Source organism: Lysobacter sp. A289, from assembly GCF_054072675.1.
Genome location: NZ_JBSVRN010000001.1, coordinates 1,094,540 through 1,113,425, shown reverse-complemented (window position 1 = coordinate 1,113,425; position 18,886 = coordinate 1,094,540). Strand labels below are relative to the sequence as shown.

General features: G+C 64.9%; 12 protein-coding genes. 10 read left to right on the top strand and 2 right to left on the bottom strand.

Annotated elements, in window-relative coordinates; genetic code table 11:
• Positions 1-3: 3 nt before the first annotated feature.
• The 5 genes from ACW5DN_RS05045 (at position 4) to ACW5DN_RS05025 (ending at position 8,139) form a co-directional block, all read left to right on the top strand.
• Positions 4-1,719: a glucoamylase family protein gene (locus tag ACW5DN_RS05045; protein WP_456961653.1), complete on the top strand. Its 1,716-nt coding sequence runs from the start codon at positions 4-6 to the stop codon at positions 1,717-1,719.
• A 25-nt stretch (positions 1,720-1,744) separates the two neighbouring features.
• Positions 1,745-3,073 carry a sugar ABC transporter substrate-binding protein gene (locus tag ACW5DN_RS05040; RefSeq protein WP_456961652.1) on the top strand — a complete coding sequence of 443 codons (1,329 nt, stop codon included), beginning with the start codon at positions 1,745-1,747 and terminating at the stop codon, positions 3,071-3,073.
• Positions 3,070-3,948 carry a carbohydrate ABC transporter permease gene (locus tag ACW5DN_RS05035; protein ID WP_456961651.1) on the top strand — a complete coding sequence of 293 codons (879 nt, stop codon included), beginning with the start codon at positions 3,070-3,072 and terminating at the stop codon, positions 3,946-3,948. The genes ACW5DN_RS05040 and ACW5DN_RS05035 overlap by 4 nt, the downstream gene beginning before the upstream one ends.
• 19 nt (positions 3,949-3,967) lie before the next feature.
• Entirely contained in the window at positions 3,968-4,789 is an 822-nt protein-coding gene (locus tag ACW5DN_RS05030) for a carbohydrate ABC transporter permease (protein WP_456961650.1), read from the top strand.
• A gap of 137 nt (positions 4,790-4,926) precedes the next feature.
• A complete protein-coding gene (locus ACW5DN_RS05025; RefSeq protein ID WP_456962962.1) occupies positions 4,927-8,139 on the top strand; it encodes a discoidin domain-containing protein in 3,213 nt (1,070 codons plus the stop codon).
• Here ACW5DN_RS05025 and ACW5DN_RS05020 read toward each other — a convergent pair.
• On the bottom strand, positions 8,120-9,622 hold the full coding sequence (locus tag ACW5DN_RS05020) for a PKD domain-containing protein (protein WP_456961649.1): 1,503 nt from the start codon (positions 9,620-9,622) through the stop codon (positions 8,120-8,122). The genes ACW5DN_RS05025 and ACW5DN_RS05020 overlap by 20 nt on opposite strands.
• A gap of 160 nt (positions 9,623-9,782) precedes the next feature.
• Between ACW5DN_RS05020 and ACW5DN_RS05015 the strand changes: the two genes are divergently transcribed.
• The 3 genes from ACW5DN_RS05015 to ACW5DN_RS05005 are packed head-to-tail and all read left to right on the top strand — an operon-like array spanning position 9,783 to position 12,553.
• Entirely contained in the window at positions 9,783-10,952 is a 1,170-nt protein-coding gene (locus tag ACW5DN_RS05015) for an SPFH domain-containing protein (protein ID WP_456961648.1), read from the top strand.
• A 21-nt stretch (positions 10,953-10,973) separates the two neighbouring features.
• On the top strand, positions 10,974-12,281 hold the full coding sequence (locus ACW5DN_RS05010) for a TFIIB-type zinc ribbon-containing protein (protein ID WP_456961647.1): 1,308 nt from the start codon (positions 10,974-10,976) through the stop codon (positions 12,279-12,281).
• Between the two features lie 2 nt (positions 12,282-12,283).
• Complete coding sequence (locus ACW5DN_RS05005; protein ID WP_456961646.1) at positions 12,284-12,553, top strand: hypothetical protein; 270 nt, start codon at positions 12,284-12,286, stop codon at positions 12,551-12,553.
• A 16-nt stretch (positions 12,554-12,569) separates the two neighbouring features.
• On the opposite strand, the gene ACW5DN_RS05000 is transcribed toward ACW5DN_RS05005, so the two are convergent.
• Complete coding sequence (locus ACW5DN_RS05000) at positions 12,570-13,928, bottom strand: GH1 family beta-glucosidase (RefSeq protein WP_456961645.1); 1,359 nt, start codon at positions 13,926-13,928, stop codon at positions 12,570-12,572.
• A 141-nt stretch (positions 13,929-14,069) separates the two neighbouring features.
• Between ACW5DN_RS05000 and ACW5DN_RS04995 the strand changes: the two genes are divergently transcribed.
• Complete coding sequence (locus ACW5DN_RS04995; RefSeq protein WP_456961644.1) at positions 14,070-15,206, top strand: ABC transporter ATP-binding protein; 1,137 nt, start codon at positions 14,070-14,072, stop codon at positions 15,204-15,206.
• Positions 15,207-15,372: 166 nt separating this feature from the next.
• Complete coding sequence (gene smc, locus ACW5DN_RS04990; protein WP_456961643.1) at positions 15,373-18,876, top strand: chromosome segregation protein SMC; 3,504 nt, start codon at positions 15,373-15,375, stop codon at positions 18,874-18,876.
• Positions 18,877-18,886: the final 10 nt, after the last annotated feature.

The window sequence follows — 18,886 nt, the reverse complement described above, 5'->3', positions numbered from 1 at the left end:
CGCATGACGGTATCGCCCGTTTCGCCGCCGGGAGCCATTGAGTCACGCCGTGGCGGCGCGGGCCGGCTGGTTGCAGCGTTGCTGTGTTCGTTGCTGCTGTTTGCGTGCAAACCAGCCGAGCCGCCGAAGACCTCGGTCGAGGCGCGCCAGGAGCAGATCCAGCAGGCACAACAGGTACAGGTCACGCCGCCGGCCGAGCCGGTGGTGGAGGCGGTGCCGGAAAAGCCGGTGCTGCCCGAGCTGTTCGACGATATCGAGCGGCGTACGTTCCAGTTTTTCTGGGACACCACCAATGAGCGCAACGGTCTGACCCCGGACCGCTACCCGTCGCGCCCGTTTTCCAGTGTTGCCGCCATCGGGTTTGCACTGACCGCCTACCCGATCGGAATCGAGAACGGCTGGATCAGCCGTACCCAGGCACTCGACCGTACCCTCACCACGCTGAAGTTCCTGCGCGACATTCCCAGCGGAAAGGAGGCGACGGGCAACGGCGCATGGCACGGTTTTTTCTATCACTTTCTGGATATCGACAGCGGTGAGCGCTATTCCAGCTGGGTCGAGCTGTCCAGCGTCGATACCGGCCTGCTGATGATGGGCGTGCTGTTTGCACAGTCGTACTACCAGGGCGACGATCCGCGGGCGGTGGAGATCCGCGAGATCGCCGATGAGCTGTACCGCCGCGTCGAATGGACCTGGCTGCAGCGCAATCCGCCGTTGATATCAATGGGCTGGTATCCCGAGAGCGGCTTCATCGAGTACGACTGGAAGGGCTACGACGAGGCGATGCTGTTGTATGTGCTGGCGCTGGGCTCGCCCACCCACCCGGTGGAGCCGGAGGCATGGACGGTCTGGACGCGGACCTACAACGAGGTCTGGGGGGTTTATCAGGGCGAGGAATACCTGTCATTCGGGCCGTTGTTCGGCCATCAGTTCAGCCACGTCTGGATCGACTTTCGCGGCATCCGGGACGAGTACATGCGTGAGCGCGGGATCGACTATTTCGAGAACAGCCGCCGCGCCGCCTACGCCCACCGTGCTTATGCCATTGCCAACCCGATGGGCTGGAAAGGGTATGGCGAGAATGTCTGGGGCCTGACCGCCAGTGACGGTCCGCAAAACACCTTGCAGGAGTATGCCGGTGAGCAGCGCCAGTTCCACCATTACACCGCCCGTGGCGCGGGGTTGAGCATCAACTTCGACGACGGCACGATCGCGCCGACGGCGGCGATCGCGTCGCTGCCGTTCGCGCCCGAGATCGTGATCCCGGCAACGGTGGAGATGCACAAGCGCTACGGCGATTTCCTGTACTCGAGCTATGGGTTCCTGGATGCGTTCAATCCCAGCTTCAACTATGAGATCCCGCTGAAGAATGGGCGCATCGTGCCGGGGAAAGGCTGGGTTTCCAGCGACTACATCGGGATCGACCAGGGGCCGATCCTGACCATGATCGCGAACTACCGCAATGATTTCGTCTGGGATGTCATGAAACGCAACAAGTACATCCGCGCCGGCCTGGAGCGCGCCGGGTTTACTGGTGGGTGGCTGGCACCGGAGCCAGAGCCGGAGGAAGGACAGGCGCAGGGGCAAGGCAGGAATCCTGCGGATGCCCCGGCGCCAGCTGACCCGGAGGCCGCCGCCGCCCGTGCGATGGGGCAGGCCGAGGCACGTTCGCGGCGTCCGCCTGCCGAACCCGCCCCGGTGCCGTTGCCGGTGCCGTGAGCGGCATGAAGAAGCCAGGGTGAGCATGAAGCGGTGGATATCGGATACGGCCTGCGCCGTTGGCATTCTCTCGCTGGCTCTGGCCCTGTTGTTGCTGTCAGCCTGCTCGCGCCAGGACGATGGCCGTACCGTGGTCGAGTTCTGGGCGATGGGGTACGAAGGCGAAGCCGTTGCCGAGCTGGTGCCCCAGTTCGAGCGCGAACACCCGCACATCCGCATTGCGTTGCAGCAACTGCCCGTGACCGCTGCCCACGAGAAGCTGTTGACCGCCTACGCGGGTGATTCCTTGCCGGATGTAGGCGCGATTGGCAACACCTGGATTCCCGAGTTCGCGCTGCTGGGAGCGTTGACGGCGTTGGAGCCGCACATCGCGGCAGCCCCACAGCTCGACCCGCAGGATTACTTTCCCGGCGGCTGGGATAGCGGCGTGGTGGACGGCCATACCTATGCGGTCCCGTGGTACGTGGAGACCCGCCTGCCGTTCTACCGGCGCGACCTGCTGCGCCAGGCCGGGATCGACCAGCCGCCCGCCAGCTGGGACGAATGGCGCACCGCGATGGCCGCGATCAAGCAGATGGTCGGCCCCGACCGGTACGCGATCCTGCTGCCACTGAACGAGTCCGAGCCGCTGCTCAACCTGGCCATGCAACAGCCCGAGCCGCTGCTGCGTGACGGTGGCCGCTACGGCAACTTCCGCAGCCCCGGGTTCAAGCGTGCGCTGGCGTTCTACAAGGAGATGTTCGACAAGGGCTGGGCGCCGCAGGTCGCGAACACGCAGATTTCCAACGTCTGGGATGAGTTCGGGCGTGGCTTTTTCTCCTTCTACATCAACGGGCCCTGGAATATCGCCGAGTTCCGCAAGCGTCTGCCGGCCGAGCTGGCGGAGGCGTGGATGACGATGCCGCTGCCCGGCCCCGACGGGCCGGGTGCATCGGTGGCCGGCGGGGCCAGCTTCGTGATCTTCAGCGACTCCCCGCACAAGGACGCGGCATGGGAGTGGATCAGTTTCCTGTCGCGCCCGGAGATCCAGGCCCGTTTCCATGCCCGCACCGGTGACCTGCCACCGCGACGCAGTGCATGGCAAAGCGATGCGCTGGTCGAGGATGTCTACGCGCGTGCCTTCCGCGACCAGCTGGAACGCGCCAAACCCACGCCGAAGGTGCCCGAATGGGAGCGCATCGCCAACGAGATGCTGGTGGTCAGCGAACGCATGGTCGCCGGCCGGCTGAGCGTGGATGAAGCCGCCACGGAGCTTGACCGTCGCACCGACGCGATACTGGAGAAGCGCCGCTGGATGCTGGACCGCGAAAGTGATCGCGACAACGACAGCGACCCGGGGCAGGTTGCGCCATGAAGCCATCAACCGCCGGCTGGATCTTCGCCGCGCCCGCACTCATCGTGATCGGCCTGTTTTTCGGCCTGCCGGTATTCGCCGCATTCGCGCTGAGCCTGACCGACTTCGACATCTACGCCCTGGCCGACATCGGCAACCTGCGTTTCGTGGGCCTGGGCAACTACATCGACCTGCTGCAAACGCCGCTGTTCTGGAAGGCCCTGGGCAATACCCTGTACTTCGTGGTGGTCGGCGTGCCGCTGTCGATCGCGGTGTCGCTGGGCGCCGCGTTGCTGCTGCACTCGAAGCTCGGGCTGCTGAAGCCGCTGTTCCGCACGGCGTATTTCGCGCCGGTGGTGACCACCGTGGTGGCGGTGGCGGTGATCTGGCGGTATCTGTTCCATACCCGCTACGGAGTGGTGAACTGGGCGCTGTCGGGGCTCGGCATCAACCCGGTCGACTGGCTCGGCGACCCGCACTGGGCGATGCCGACAATCATCGCGTTCGCGGTATGGAAGAACTTCGGCTACAACATGATCATCTTCATCGCCGGCCTGCAGGCGGTTCCGGAGGATCTGTACGAAGCCGCGCGTATCGATGGTGCCTCGCGCTGGCGACAGTTCTGGCACATCACCCTGCCGATGCTGGGGCCGGTGATGTTGCTGGTCACCATCCTGACCCTGGCCGGCTACTTCCAGCTGTTCGCCGAGCCCTACGTGATGACCCAGGGCGGGCCGCTGCAGAGCACCGTCAGCGTGCTGTACCTGATGTACGAGGAGGGCTTCAAGTGGTGGAACCTGGGCAACGCATCGGCGGTCGCGTTCCTGTTGTTCGTGCTGATGACCACCATCACCAGCGCGCTGCTGTGGTTCGCGCGACGCAAGGGAGCCGAATGATGCGGGCCGGGGAGGGCGCATGAGCCCGCGCATCGCCCAGGGCATCGTCAATGGCCTGATGCTGGCATTGGGGGTGTTGAGCCTGGCGCCGTTGCTGTGGATGGCGTCGGTGTCATTCATGCAGCCCGGGGAGGCCAGCAGCTTTCCACCGCCGTTGTTGCCGTCTGCGGCGACGTGGGGCAACTATCACGAGCTGTTCGCCAAGGCCGGGATGGGGCGCTACCTGTTCAACAGTTTCCTGGTGGCGACGCTGACCACACTGATCGCCGTGCTGCTCAACACCCTGGCTGGTTATGCATTCGCGAAGCTGCGTTTTGCCGGCCGCGAGCCGGTGTTCCGGGTGCTGCTGGCGGCGCTGGTGATCCCGGCGCAGGTGGCGATGATGCCGCTGTTCCTGATGCTCAAGCAGGTCGGGCTGGTGAATACCTATGCCGCCGCGATCGTGCCCGGGATGGCGGGTATTTTCGGCATCTTCCTGGTGCGCCAGTACGCGCGCTCGATCCCGGATGAACTTCTGGAGGCCGCGCGGATCGATGGCGCTGGCGAGTTCCGGATCTTCTTCCAGATCGTGCTGCCGGCGCTCAAGCCGATCCTGGTGACGCTCGCCATTTTCAGCTTCCTGGCCGCCTGGAACGACTTCATGTGGCCACTGATCGTGCTCAGCGATGCCGACCTGTACACGCTGCCGGTGGCGCTGGCGTCGTTGTCGCGCGAGCACGTGCAGGACAACGAACTGATGATGGCCGGTTCAGTGGTCACCGTGCTGCCGGTACTGGTGTTGTTCCTGGTGCTGCAGCGCTATTACATGCAGGGCTTGCTGGTGGGCAGCATCAAGGGCTGAGCGCCAGCAACCAAGCCCCAACAACCAATCCCCAGGAGGCACGATCAATGTATGTGTCCAGTCGTGTGGATGCGGAATTCATCGGCGGGAAGACTCGCCGTCGGGTCTTGCTTGCGTTCGGCCTGTTGCTTGTATCGGTGCAGTCGGTGCCAGTGCTTGCCCACGGCCAGCTGCGCACGCTGGATGGCTTCGACCATGCCGCCGACTGGAGCGTCGTCACCTCCGACCAGGTCGCTGGCAGTTTGCGCGAAGTCGATGGCGTCCAGGGTCGCGCACTGTGCCTGGACTACGATTTCCATGGCGTCTCCGGTTACGTCGGGCTGCAACGTGAGCTGCCGATGGAGTACCCCGCGGATTATCAGTTCTCGTTCCAGTTGCGCGGCGATGCACCGGTCAATGACCTTCAGTTCAAGCTGGTGGATGCCAGCGGCGACAACGTGTGGTGGGTCAACCGGCCCAAGGTCGAGCTGCCGGCGCAGTGGACACCGGTGGTCTACAAGAAGCGCCACATCAGTCGGGCGTGGGGGCCGTCCCCCGATCCGGCATTGCACCGCAGCGCCAGCATCGAGTTCACGGTCTATAGCAGCGCCGGCGGCGCCGGATCCGTTTGTTTCGATAGCCTGGTGTTCCGGGAGCGGACGCCGGACGATGGCTCACCGCTGACCGCTACGGCAAGCATCGAGGTAGGCAAGCTCGTGGGCGAGGGTGGGGCTCTGGTCGATGCCGTTGCCATGAACGCCGTCGCCGACGATGACCCCGAAACCGTTTGGCGGGCTCGTTTCCAGGATGGCGCCGGGCTGGTGCTGGATCTGGGCCGCATCCGCGAGTTCGGCGGATTGAGCCTGCAATGGGGTGACCGGCATGCCCGCGATTACGCCATCGCCTTGTCCAGCGACCGCCGGCAGTGGCGCGACGTCCGCCGGGTGACCGACGGCAACGGAGGCCAGGACTGGATCGCCTTGCCGGAGTCCGAGGCGCGCTACCTGCGTTTGCGACCGATGGGCGGCACGGGCGCGGCGTTCGCGCTGGCCGGAATCACCATCGAACCACTCGGGTTTGCGTCGACCCCGAACGACTTCATCCGCGCCATCGCCGCGACCGCGCCACGTGGACATTACCCGCGTGGCTTCGTTGGCGTGCAACCGTACTGGACCGTGGTCGGAACCGACGGCGGCGCCGAGCAGGGCTTGATCGGTGAGGATGGCGCGGTGGAAGTGGCGCGCGGCGGCTTGCGCATTGAACCGTTCGTGATCAGCAATGGCGAGCTGGTCAGCTGGGCGGACGTGGAGGCCAGTCAGTCGCTGCTCGATGGCTATCTGCCGATCCCGAGCGTCGGCTGGCGTCATCCGCAGTTCGATCTGGCGATCACCGCCTTCGCCGAAGGCCAGCCTGGGCAATCGCAGCTGAGTTCCCGTTACGTGCTTACCAATACCAGTGGGCAATCCCGCGACTACACCCTGGTGTTGGCGGTGCGACCGCTGCAGGTCAATCCGCCGTCCCAGTTCCTGAGCACGCCCGGCGGCGTCAGCCCGATCAACCGTCTGGCATTCGACGCTTCGGGAGGCCCGTTGTCGGCGCAGGCGGGCGCCTGGAGCGTCAATGGCGAACGCAAGATTGCCCCGTCACAGGTACCCGATGCCACCATCGCCTCCACCTTCGATGCCGGCCCGGTCGTCGAGCGACTCGCGGCAAGGGTCGCTGCCGGATTCCAGGCCGATCCGGAGCTGCGCGACGATTCCGCCAAGACCGGCATCCGTGCCCGGGTCGAGCACGACCCCACCGGCCTGGCGTCGGGCGCGATGCTGTACCGGATCCGGCTGGCAGCGGGCGAGAGCCGCAGCTTCGATTGGCGCGCACCACTGACCGGCGATCTTGTGGTCGACGGCGTGCTGGCCGGCGATGCGGCGGCCCGGCAAGCCCGCGCGGCCATCGGCTGGCACGACAAGCTGGACCGGGTGGCCCTGGAGGTGCCTGCCGCCGGCCAGCACGTGGTCGATACCCTGCGCACCGGATTGGCCCACATGCTGATCAGCCGCAATGGCCCGCGGCTGCAACCGGGCACCCGCTCCTATGCCCGAACCTGGATCCGCGATGGCGCGATGATCTCCGAAGGCCTGTTGCGGCTGGGCCGCGGGGATGTCGCCGAAGCATTCGTGCGCTGGTACGCGCCGTATCAGTTCGATAGCGGCAAAGTCCCGTGTTGCGTCGACGACCGCGGCAGCGATCCGGTGCCGGAGAACGACAGCCACGGCGAGCTGATATTCACCATCGCCGAGGTCTACCGCCATCGCCGCGACCGGCAATTGCTCGAAGACCTGTGGCCCCACGTGGCGGCCGCGGTGGCCTACATGGACCAGTTGCGCCTGAGCGAGCGCACCGCGGCCAACCGTGCCATCAACCCGGCGTTCTACGGCATGATGCCGGCCTCGATCAGTCACGAGGGCTACTCGGCCAAGCCGATGCACTCGTACTGGGACAACTTCTGGACGCTGCGCGGCTACAAGGACGCGGTGCTGATCGCGCAATGGCTGGGCCGTGATGCCGATGCCGAGCGGTTCGTGGCCTCGCGCGACCAGTTTCGCGCCGACCTGTACGCTTCCATCGAGGCGGCGACCGACCAACACCGTATCGACTACATCCCCGGCGCGGCCGAGCTCGGCGATTTCGACGCGACCTCGACCACCATCGCGCTGGCGCCGGGTGGAGAGCAGGGCCGGCTGCCAACAGATCTATTGCAGAACACCTTCGAGCGTTACTGGCGCGAGTTTGTGGGTCGTCGTGACGGCTCCCGGGACTGGAAGGATTACACCCCGTATGAGCTGCGGACCGTCGGTACCTTCGTCCGCCTGGGCTGGCGCGAGCGTGCCCATGAAGCGCTCGCGTTCTTCTTCGCCGACCAGCAGCCGCCAGGCTGGAACCAGTGGGCCGAGGTGGTCTCGCGTACGCCGCGCAAGCCGTTTTTCCTCGGTGACCTGCCGCACGCCTGGGTGGCATCGGACTACGTGCGTTCCGCGCTGGATCTGTTTGCCTACAGCCGCGAGATCGACCAATCGCTGGTGATCGCCGCCGGTATCCCGGCCAGTTGGCTGGACGGGCAGGGGATCACCATTGACGGCCTGCGCACGCCGTATGGCGAGCTGGGCTACACCTTGCGTCGCGATGGCGACACGGTCCGGCTCAAGCTGCACCCCGGCATCCGGCTGCCACCCGGCGGCGTAGTGCTGCAGCTGCCGAAGCCGATGACCGGCGGCAATGCACGCGTCGATGGCGAGCCGCGCACGTGGCAGGGAAGCGAGCTGCGAATCGACCGGTTGCAAGCCGAAGTGGAGGTTAGGGTGTCGCCGAAGTAGCGCTGCCGCGGATCTCCATCGTGGTGACCTCACGCAGGGTCTGATCCCCATCAATCCGCTTTTCACGGCGGTAGGTCTTGCGTGCGATGACTCCCGGATCGTTCGAAGGCTGCCAGTCGGCAAAGCCAAACTCGCTTTGCGCCTGCAGATCATCGATATGCAGCATCTGGAAACTCATCCACCAATGGGCACCCATACCCTTTAGCACCGCCATTCCCAGCCCGCCCGCAGGAGGCGGGCACGTGACGTCAACCCCCGGAACCGCCTCGAACATGGACCGAGCCGGATCCATCGGTACCGTCATCGACACCTTGATTCCATCGGCGCTTTGCTTCAACGACTGCGGCAACGTCGCACTCACCTTGAGCACGCCTTTACGGGGCGAGAGCGTGCAGCCCGTCGAGGCCATCATCTGGTCTTGATAGGAGTTGTCCATCTGGACACTGCGTAGCGCCGCCTGTCCCTCAAAAACCGAATTGGCACCCATCGCCAGCGGTACCGTCGACTGGAACTCCTGCAGGAAACGGCCATTGGGGAAGTTCTGCTCGATACGCGAGGAGAACACCAGCTTCAGCTGGTTGTCGTCAATCACGACACTCACGGAACCGATACCCGGCTCCACCTGCTTGCCGTCCACCTTGCCTTCCACGCGAACCGTTACCGTATACGTGCCCTTTTTGGCGTACACATGTCGAGGGCGCCTGCCGGCGTCTTCGGATGTCGTTCCATCACCGAAATCCCATGCGTACGTCAGGCTGGGGGCATGAGTATCCGTGTAGCCCGCCAGAAACTCGACCTCGTCGCCTACGGCATTGCCTGATACATGCTCAACGCGTATGTCGCCGCAGGGGCCGACCGGAGCGCCGATATTCAAATTGAGGCCATCCCAGGCAGCATCCATCGCCGGAGGCAAGCCGTCCCGATCGGGATTGTTCATCACGCCGGCGCTGGTGTTGTCCGCCTGCATGACGCTGGTTTCCCCTTCGTGCTTCTTTTGGATGAGGTTTGTTGCCGTGTCGATCAGCTGGCCATATACCCAGTACTGGGACCGGTCTTTGCCGTCCGCTTTCTCCCTGACCCGCATCATCTCGAACGACAGTAACTGGGCAGCCTCACGCGGGGAGCGCGCACGGTTCTTGCAGTGATCCTCATGTCGGTCTTGCCACTCGCGGCTCGGAATCATGTTCCCGTCAGAACCGAGCCACACGCCGACCGTGCCGTCGAACCGGGATTGGCCGGCGCCGCGGTAGATGTAATCCTCGAGTGTCAGGTCACTGCCGGAAGGCGGAACCAAGCCGCGACTTTGCAGTTGCTCAATCAGGACATCCTCGGCAATGGGGCTCGATATTCCGACCGGATCCTCGTCTAAAGCCAGCGCTGGTTCGGCAATACTCACCCACAGCACCAATATGGCCAGCGCGGGCAAATACCGCCTGCATGCAATACGCCAGGTCGGCGCGAACAATCGCTTGTGGTCACCCATTAGCAGCTCCCCTTCCGACACCGACGAAGTGGTGTCAGTACATACAATGCCAGATCCACCTTACGCACACGTGCCAGGGCGCGCCGCTTTCCCCTGGACGGTATAGTTGCCCGCAGCATGGCGGGTACAGTACCCGGCAACGAATCAGGGGAGAGTTGGCATGGGGCTTATTCAAGCAGTGGTGGGTTCGGTCAGTGGTGCGCTAGCCGACCAGTGGAAGGACTTCTATACGGTGCCGGAGGGTTTGCCGTCGACTGCGGCGTTGTTCGCGGCGGTGCCGCATGGCACCAATGCAGGGCGCGGCTCCAATACCAAGGCGTCCTCGAACATCATCACCAACGGCTCGAAGATCATCGTGCCCGAGGGATACGGGCTGTTGCTGTTCCAGGATGGCGCGATCACCGGTTTCGCGGCCGAGCCGGGTGGTTATGAATGGCGATCGGATGACCTCAACTCGAAGTCGGTCTTCGCAGGCGACGGTCTTGTCTCTTCGCTGATCAAGCAGAGCTGGGAGCGCTTCAAGTTCGGCGGCCAGCCCGGTTCGCAGCAGGCCGCTTTCTTCGTCTCACTGAAGGAACTGCCGAACAACCGCTTCGGTACCCAATCGGAAATCTATTGGGACGATGGCTTCCTGGGCACGCAGGTCGGCGCGGTGACGCGTGGCACCTACACGCTGAAGATCGTCGATCCGATCCTGTTCGTGAAAAACTTCGTACCGGCCGCCTATCTCCAGCCGGGCCAGGTCTTCGATTTCACCGACATCGACAATGCCGCCGCCAGCCAGCTGTTCAACGAAGTGGTGGGTTCGCTTGCGCCGGCCTTCAGTCTGTACACGAACGATCCGGGCAAGGGCAATCGCATCACCAAGCTGCAGCAGGATTCGATTGGTTTTGCCAAGAGCCTGTCCGACGCGGTGGAAAACGCCTATCAGTGGAAATCCGACCGTGGCCTGGCCATCTTCAAGACCGCCATCATTTCCATTGAGTACGACCCGAATACGCGGGAACTGCTCAAGACCGTGCAGCGCGCCGACGCGCTGGGCGGTGCGCGCGGCAATTCCAACCTGCAGGCCAGCGTCGCGCAGGGCATCCAGTCGGCGGGAGAAACCAGCGGTGCTGCAGGCGTCATGGGCATCGGGATGGCGAGCGGAATGATGGGCGGCATCGGCAACTTGCAGCAACCGGTGGCACCAGCCGCGCCAGTCGCGCCAGTCGCGCCAGCCGCCGATGACCCGATTGCGAAATTGAAGAAGGCGAAGGAAATGCTTGATCTCGGCCTGATTACGCAGGCGGACTACGACGCGGCCAAAGCCAAGGCACTGGGCCTGTAAGGCCGCAGTCGCAGAACGACCATGCCCGATACCACTACGCCGCCGCCGGTGCCGCCCTACACCGGCCCCGGCTCGCCGCAGGACGTGCCGCCGCCACCCGGCAGTTTTCCTGTCGACCCGGCCACGCTGCCCGAACCGATCCGAGACGAATTGCTGGCGCCCGATCCGGTCGCCATCGATACCTCTGCCACCGAGCTTGAGGACGGCCTCAACCGCTGCCCCAAATGCGGCGCCACCGAGGTCCGGCAAAAGTCCGGCAGCGACCTGTTGGTCTGCCTCTTTTGCCGCCACCAATGGCAAGCCATGCGGGTCGAGGAGGAATTCGGGCTCGGCGAAGGCCTCGACGAGCTCACCGGCACGGTGATCGCGTCGGGTGCGCGGGAGATCGAGGCCGACGCCGCCAGCCTGATGAGCTTCAAGTGCACCGGCTGCGGCGCCGAGGTGACGATCAATACCGAAAACGCGATGACGGCGCGCTGCCACTGGTGCCGTCACGTTTTCGGCGTCAACGAGCAGGTGGCCAACGGCGCGGTGCCCGACGCGGTGCTGCCTTTCCACATCAGCAAGGACGACGCGGTCGCGCGCATCCGCCAGTTCGTGGACAAACGGCGAATGTTCGCGCTGAAGGAATTCAAGGAACAGTTCACCCCCGATAACGTTGTCGGCGTCTACTTGCCGTACATGATCGTCGATGGCAATGCGAGCGCCGACGTCACTGGTCAGGGCGAGATCCAGACGCGCCGTTACACCCGCGGCAGCGGCGACAAGAAAGAGACCTACTACGACGCCGACGTGTATCAGATCGATCGGCACGTGGACTTCACCGTTGATGACCTGCCAATGGAATCCTCCACCGAGCGCGGCAACCTCGACACGGGCACCAACACCAACAACATCATCAACACGATCCTGCCGTTCGACACGAAGAACGCCGTGAAGTGGAACGCTTCCTTCCTGGCCGGCTTCAGCTCGGAGAAGCGCGACCGGGACGTGGAGCACCTGCGCCCACGCCTGGAAGACCAGTTGCTGTCGATCGCCCGCTCCCAGGTCGAAAAATCGGTAGACCGTTACGATCGCGGCGTGCGCTGGGAGCAGGAAGGCCTCACCGTTCACGGCACCCGCTGGGTGGCTATGTACCTGCCGGTCTGGCTGTACTCGTACCACCAGCCGGGCAGCAACGGCGGCATGCTGCACTACATCGCGGTGAACGGTCGCACCGGCGAGACCATGGGCAGCGTGCCGGTGCAGCAATGGAAGCTTCTGTTGGCTGCGCTCACCGCCGGCAGCTTTCTCGAAGGTATTGCACTCATGATCATGATGGGGAACTAATGATGAGCGACGATGGCGGACTATGGCTGCTCCTGCTCGGCCCGGCCGGCGCCACCGGCCTGTACTGGGCCTTGTACCGGTATTACCGCAACACCGATAAATCTCATGCCTTCGAACGCGATACCGCCGTCGAAGCCAAGCCGGTGACCGGCTCGGACCAGAAGGTCAAAGAGGTGAAAGGGACGCAGAGGACACGTATCGATGGCGACAACGTCGGTGAGTATCGTAGGCGCGTGCAGCGTGTCCGGGACATTACCGAACAAGAGGGGTAGGGCGTCGGGGCGAACGTCACGGCAACGGCTCATCCAGGTGGCGGCCGTGGCTGGCGATGACCTTCGAATACCAGCGGGCGCTGTCCTTCGGCGTGCGCTGCTGGGTGGCGTAGTTCACGTGCACCATGCCAAAGCGCTTGGTGTAGCCCAGTGACCATTCCAGGTTGTCCATCAGCGACCACAGCATATAGCCGCGGATGTCGCAGCCGGCTGCTATCGCCTGGTGCACGGCGCCGATGTGCTTGCGCAGGTAATCGGTCCGCAACGGGTCGCGCACACGGCCATCCTCGGCTACCGGTGGGTCAAAGAACGCGGCGCCATTTTCGGTGATGTAGGTGGGGATGTTGCCGTAGCGATCCCTGGCCCAGGACAGCAGGTCGACCAGGCCTTGTGGGAACACTTCCCAGCCGGTCTCGCTGTAGGTGCCCAGCGGTTGCCGCACGGCGCCGGCGTTGAGCGGGTAGCTGTCGTCGGCCCGGGTGACGCTGCGGGTGTAGTAGTTGATGCCGATGAAGTCGAGCTCCTGCCGGATCAGCTCGAAGTCCTGCGCCGGCCAATCCGGCCACGCGTCGCCGAATATTTCTTTCATCTCGGGCGGGTAATGACCGAGCAGGGCGGGATCCAGGTACTGGCCATTCATGTAGGCGTGCGCGCGGGCGACGGCGGCATGGTCGTCAGGTGAGTCGCTTGCGGGGTATTTCGGCTCGATGTTCACCACCAGGCCGATCTCGTGTTGGCCGATGTCGCGGTAGGCCTTTACCGCCGCGCCATGGGCCCGCATCAGGTTGTGGCTGGCAATCGGCGCCTCGTAGCGGCTGCGGTGGCCGGGGGCGAGGGCACCGTGCAGGTAGCCGCCATCGGTGATCACCCACGGCTCGTTGAGGGTCACCCACTTCTTCACCCGGCCGTCGAGGGCGCGATACATGACGCTGGCGTACTCGGCGAACCAGTCGGCGCTGTCCGGGTTGAGCCAGCCGCCGCGGTCGTCCAGCGCCGCCGGCAGATCCCAGTGATAAAGCGTCAGCATCGGTTCGATGCCGTTGGCCAGCAGCTCGTCGACCAGGTTGGAGTAGAAGTCCAGCCCGGCCTGATTTACTCGGCCGGTGCCGTCCGGCAGGATCCGCGACCACGACACGCTGAAGCGGTAGGCCGTCAGGCCCAGTTCGCGCATCAAGGCCACGTCGTCCTTCCAGCGCCGGTAATGATCGCAGGCGACATCGCCGGTGGCGCCGTCGACCGTCATGCCGGGGGTGTGGGCGAAGCGGGTCCAGATGCTTGGGCCGGCACCATCGGCCAGCGGCGAGCCTTCGATCTGGTGGGCGGCCGTGGCGGCGCCCCACAGGAAGCCGTCCGGGAAAACGCGTGCATCGCTCATGAATACGGGGTCTCTGGGAATGGCGGCCCGGCGACGGGATCGACGGGAGGCGTGAAGGGGTTGCGTGGCAGGATAGCCGAGGCAGGCGGGCCGCCGGCCGGCCCATCGCGGTAACCTTGGGTCACAACCGCAGGAGAGTGCATGGCCAAGGTCAGCCTGGAGCGTGTGCGCAAGGTCTACCCGAATGGTCACGTTGGCGTTGCCGAGGCCAGCTTCGTGGTCGCCGATGGTGAATTGCTGGTGCTGGTGGGGCCGTCGGGCTGTGGCAAGTCAACGCTGCTGCGGATGATCGCCGGGCTGGAAACCGTGACCGCCGGCGAATTGCGGATCGGCGAGCGCGTGGTCAACGACCTGCCACCCAAGGATCGCGACATCGCGATGGTGTTCCAGAGCTACGCGTTGTATCCGCACATGACGGTGGCGGAGAACCTGGGCTTCGGGCTCAAGCTGCGCGGGATGGCCAAGGCCGAGATCCGCGCCCGGGTCGGTGAGGCGGCCACGATGCTGCAGCTGGATGAGTTGCTGGAGCGCAAACCGGCCGTGCTGTCGGGTGGCCAGCGCCAGCGGGTGGCGCTTGGACGGGCACTGGTTCGACAGCCACAGGTGTTCCTGCTGGATGAGCCGCTGTCCAACCTGGATGCCAAGCTGCGCGCCGGGATGCGGGTGGAAATCGCCCGTCTGCATCGCCAGTTGGGCGCGACGATGGTGTACGTAACCCATGACCAGATCGAGGCGATGACGCTGGGGCAGCGGATCGTGGTGCTCAACGATGGCCTGATCCAGCAGATCGACACCCCGATGAACCTGTACGCCAAGCCGGCGAACCTGTTTGTCGCCACGTTCCTGGGCAGCCCGGCAATGAATGTGTTGCACGGCCGGTTGCTGCGTGACGACGGCGGGTTGTCGCTACACACCGTCGAAGGTGATCGCATCGGTCTGGACGGGGCCGTCGCCGAAGTCCCGACGCCATGGCTGCAGCGCGACGTGACGATCGGCTTTCGGCCCGAGCACCTGCAGCCGGCGACCGATGGAGCCAGCCCGAGTTTCGTGGCCGGGATCGAGATGCTTGAGCCGGTCGGCAACGAGATCTTCGTCAACCTGCGTCATGGTTCCGATGCGCTGGTTGCGCGCTGTCCGCCCCAGGAACTGCCCGAGGTGGGGGAGAAGCTGCCCTTGTCGCTTGCCCCGCGCAGCGTCCACTTCTTTGATCCCGACAGCGGCGAGCGCCTGGACGGTGATGGGCTTGAAGTCCATGGATCCCCGCCTTCGCGGGGATGACGGTTTGTTGTGGTTCGGCCGTTTGCCTTGGCCCGTTATACTTGCCGATGGGCGCAGGCTTCTCTAGGATCTTGTTTCATAGGATTCAATAGCTTGGGCGATATAGTTAAACTCATTTGGCATTAACGGAAGCGCCCGTGTGGCGCTCAAGAGGTTCCCGCGACGCATGCGTCTGTCCACGATCAAGCTGTCCGGCTTCAAGTCCTTCGTCGATCCGACCACCCTGCACCTGCCGTCCAACATGACCGGCGTGGTCGGGCCGAACGGCTGCGGCAAGTCCAACATCATCGACGCGGTGCGCTGGGTGATGGGCGAAAGCTCGGCCAGCCGGCTGCGCGGGGATTCGTTGACCGACGTGATCTTCGCCGGCTCCTCGGCGCGCAAGCCGGTGTCGCAGGCCACCGTCGAGCTGGTGTTCGACAACTCCGACCACACCATCACCGGTGAGTACGGCGCCTTCGACGAGATTTCGGTCAAGCGCCTGGTCAGCCGCGATGGGGGCAGCCAGTACTACCTCAATGGCAGCAAGTGCCGCCGACGCGACATCACCGACCTGTTCCTGGGCACCGGACTCGGCCCGCGTAGTTATTCGATCATCGAGCAGGGGATGATCAGCCAGATCATCGAGGCCCGGCCCGAGGATCTGCGCGTGTACCTGGAAGAAGCGGCCGGCATCTCCAAGTACAAGGAGCGTCGCAAGGAGACCGAGACCCGCATCCGGCACACCCGCGAGAACCTCGACCGGCTCAGCGACCTGCGCGAGGAGGTCGGCAAGCAGCTGGAGCATCTTGCCCGCCAGGCCCGTCAGGCCGAGCAGTACCAAGCCATCCAGGCCGACCGGAGAATCCGGGACGCGGAATGGAAGGCGCTTGAGCATCGCGCGCTGGACCGCAAGCTGCAGGGACAACGCGAAAAGCTGGCCCAGCAGGAGACCCGCCTGCAGCAGTTGATCGCGGAGCAGCGCGAGGCCGAGCGTGAAATCGAGACCGGCCGGGTACGAAGGGAAGAAGCCGCCGAGGCGCTGAGCAAGGCGCAGGCGAACAGTTACGAGGTCGGCGGCGCGCTGGCCCGGATCGAGCAGCAGATCCAGCACCAACGCGAGATGTCGACCCGGCTGCAGAAAGCGCGCGACGAGGCGCAGACCCAACTGGCGCAGATCGCCGAGCATATCGGCAGCGATCAATCCCGCCTGGATGTGTTGGCCGCGGCAATCGAGAGTGATGAGCCACGGTTGGAGCAGATGCGCGAGGAGGATGTCGCCCGCCAGGACGTCCTGCGCGAAGCCGAGACCGCGCTAGCAGCGTGGCAGCAGCGCTGGGATGAGCACACACGTGCCCAGTCCGAAGCGACCCGTGCCGCCGATGTCGAACGTACCCGGATCGAGCATCTGGACCGTCAGGCGCTGGAGGCGGATCGCCGTCGTGAGGCGTTGACCGCTGAACGCGCCGGCCTGGACCTGAGCACGCTGGCCGCGACGTTTGCCGAGTTGGAAGAGCAACACGAGACCCACAAACTGTCGTTGGACAGCCTGACCGACGCCGTGGAGGGCCGGAAATCCAGCGTCGACGGATTGCAGGAGCAACAACGCGCCACCCAGTCCGGGCTGGCCGATGTGCGCAAACAGGCACAGGCGGCGCGTGGTCGTCTGTCGTCCTTGGAGGCGTTGCAGAATGCCGCGCTGGGCCAGGAACAGGGCGCTGCGACGGCCTGGTTGCAGGCACGTGGGCTGGACTCGGCAACCCGTGTTGGCGAAGCGCTGGAGGTCGACGCGGGCTGGGAAAACGCGGTGGAAGACGCGCTCGGCCAACTGATCGAAGGGGTGTTGGTCGAATCGCCCGAGGCGTTGGTGGCGGCGATCGGCGAGCTGGGCGAGGGTCGTCTATCGCTGGTGTCATCCCAAGCCGACCCGCTTGATGTCGCGCCGACTTCGCTGGCGTCCAAGGTGCGTGGCCCGGTGGCGATTCGCCGCCTCTTGTCCCGGTTGCATGTGGCCGAGGATCTGCAAGCCGCGCGTGCGCTGCTGCCTGGACTGGCTGCGGACGAGTCGGTCATCACCCGTAATGGTGAACGACTGGGCGCCGGCTGGATGCAGGTATTGCGCTCGGGCGCGGCCCAGCAGGGCGCGTTGCTCCGTGAGAAGGAGATCCAGTCGCTGCGTGAACAGATCGAGGTCTTGCAGAAGCGCGAGCGCGAGCTGGACTCCGGCCTGAGCCAGTTGCGTGATCGCCTGCTGGCGGCCGAGCAGCAGCGCGAAGACGCCCAACGCAGCCTGTACACGGCCCATCGCAGCGTCTCGGAGATGGCCGGCCGGTTGCAGAGTCAGCAGGGCCGCCTGGATTCGGCGCGCGGCCGGATCGAGAAGATCGAGGTTGAACTGACCCAGTTGGTCGGGTCGCTGGACGACGCGCGGGAGCAGGGTCGCGAGTCGCGGAGCCGGCAGGAAGAGGCGGTCATGCGGATGACCGAGCTGGAGGATGCGAGGCTGGTGCTGGATGGCGAGCGCCGCCACCTGATGGAAGCCCGCGACCAGGCCCGCAACCTGGCCCATGAGTCGCGCGACGCCAGCCATGCGCTGGCACTGACCCTGGAGTCGCAACGCGCCCAGGTCACCTCGCTGGCCCAGGCGCTGGATCGGATGGGCGGCCAACGCGGCGTGCTCGACCTGCGATTGGGTGAGCTGGCCAGCCAACTGGTCGCAGGTGACGACCCGGTGCTGGAGCTTGAGCAGCAGCGACAAGCCACCCTGGAACAGCGGGTTCAAGTTGAGCACAAGCTCACCGCGGCGCGTACTGCGGTGGATGGCATCGACAATGATCTGCGCCGGTTCGAGCAGACCCGTCAACAGCGCGATGAGCAGGCATTGGCGCAGCGCGAGGCGATCGGCCAGCGCCGGCTAGACCAGCAAGCAATCGTGCTGAAGGCCGAATCCCTTGCCGAGGACGTGGTTGAGGCCGGTTTCGTGCTTGAGGATGTCGCCAATACCCTGACCGACGAGATGGAACCAGCGGCATGGGAGAAGACGGTCAGCGAACTGGACGCCAAACTGCGCCGGCTGGAGCCGGTCAACCTGGCCGCGATCGCCGAGCATGCCGAAGCCGCCCAGCGCAAGGATTACCTGGACGCCCAGGACACCGACCTGACCACGGCGCTGGAGACCCTGGAGGAGGCGATCCGGAAGATCGACCGGGAAACCCGGGGCCGCTTCAAGGACACCTTTGACCGCGTCAATGCCGGCGTCCAGCAGCTGTATCCGCGCCTGTTTGGTGGCGGGCACGCCTACCTGGAGCTCACCGGCGAGGATCTGCTCGATGCCGGCGTGGCGATCATGGCCCGGCCGCCCGGCAAGCGGGTATCGAATATCTCTCTGCTGTCTGGCGGCGAGAAGGCGATGACCGCTGTGGCGTTGGTGTTCGCGATCTTCCAGCTCAATCCGGCGCCGTTCTGCCTGCTCGACGAGGTGGATGCGCCATTGGATGAAGCCAACGTCGGGCGATTGGCGGCGATGGTCAGCGAGATGAGCGAACAGGTACAGTTCTTGTTCGTCAGCCACAACAAGGCGACCATGGAAGCAGCGCATCAGCTGGCTGGCGTCACCATGCGCGAGCCTGGTGTCAGCCGCCTGGTATCGGTGGACCTGGCCGAGGCCACCCGCCTGGCCGGCGCAGCGTGATCGGCAGCGC

Bases quoted from the DNA above. Each gene is read 5' to 3' on its own strand.
- ACW5DN_RS05045 (WP_456961653.1), top strand. From the start codon at position 4: ATGACGGTATCGCCCGTTTCGCCGCCGGGAGCCATTGAGTCACGCCGT.
- ACW5DN_RS05040 (WP_456961652.1), top strand. From the start codon at position 1,745: ATGAAGCGGTGGATATCGGATACGGCCTGCGCCGTTGGCATTCTCTCG.
- ACW5DN_RS05035 (WP_456961651.1), top strand. From the start codon at position 3,070: ATGAAGCCATCAACCGCCGGCTGGATCTTCGCCGCGCCCGCACTCATC.
- ACW5DN_RS05030 (WP_456961650.1), top strand. From the start codon at position 3,968: ATGAGCCCGCGCATCGCCCAGGGCATCGTCAATGGCCTGATGCTGGCA.
- ACW5DN_RS05020 (WP_456961649.1), bottom strand. From the start codon at position 9,622: ATGGGTGACCACAAGCGATTGTTCGCGCCGACCTGGCGTATTGCATGC.
- ACW5DN_RS05015 (WP_456961648.1), top strand. From the start codon at position 9,783: ATGGGGCTTATTCAAGCAGTGGTGGGTTCGGTCAGTGGTGCGCTAGCC.
- ACW5DN_RS05010 (WP_456961647.1), top strand. From the start codon at position 10,974: ATGCCCGATACCACTACGCCGCCGCCGGTGCCGCCCTACACCGGCCCC.
- ACW5DN_RS05005 (WP_456961646.1), top strand. From the start codon at position 12,284: ATGAGCGACGATGGCGGACTATGGCTGCTCCTGCTCGGCCCGGCCGGC.
- ACW5DN_RS05000 (WP_456961645.1), bottom strand. From the start codon at position 13,928: ATGAGCGATGCACGCGTTTTCCCGGACGGCTTCCTGTGGGGCGCCGCC.
- ACW5DN_RS04995 (WP_456961644.1), top strand. From the start codon at position 14,070: ATGGCCAAGGTCAGCCTGGAGCGTGTGCGCAAGGTCTACCCGAATGGT.
- smc (WP_456961643.1), top strand. From the start codon at position 15,373: ATGCGTCTGTCCACGATCAAGCTGTCCGGCTTCAAGTCCTTCGTCGAT.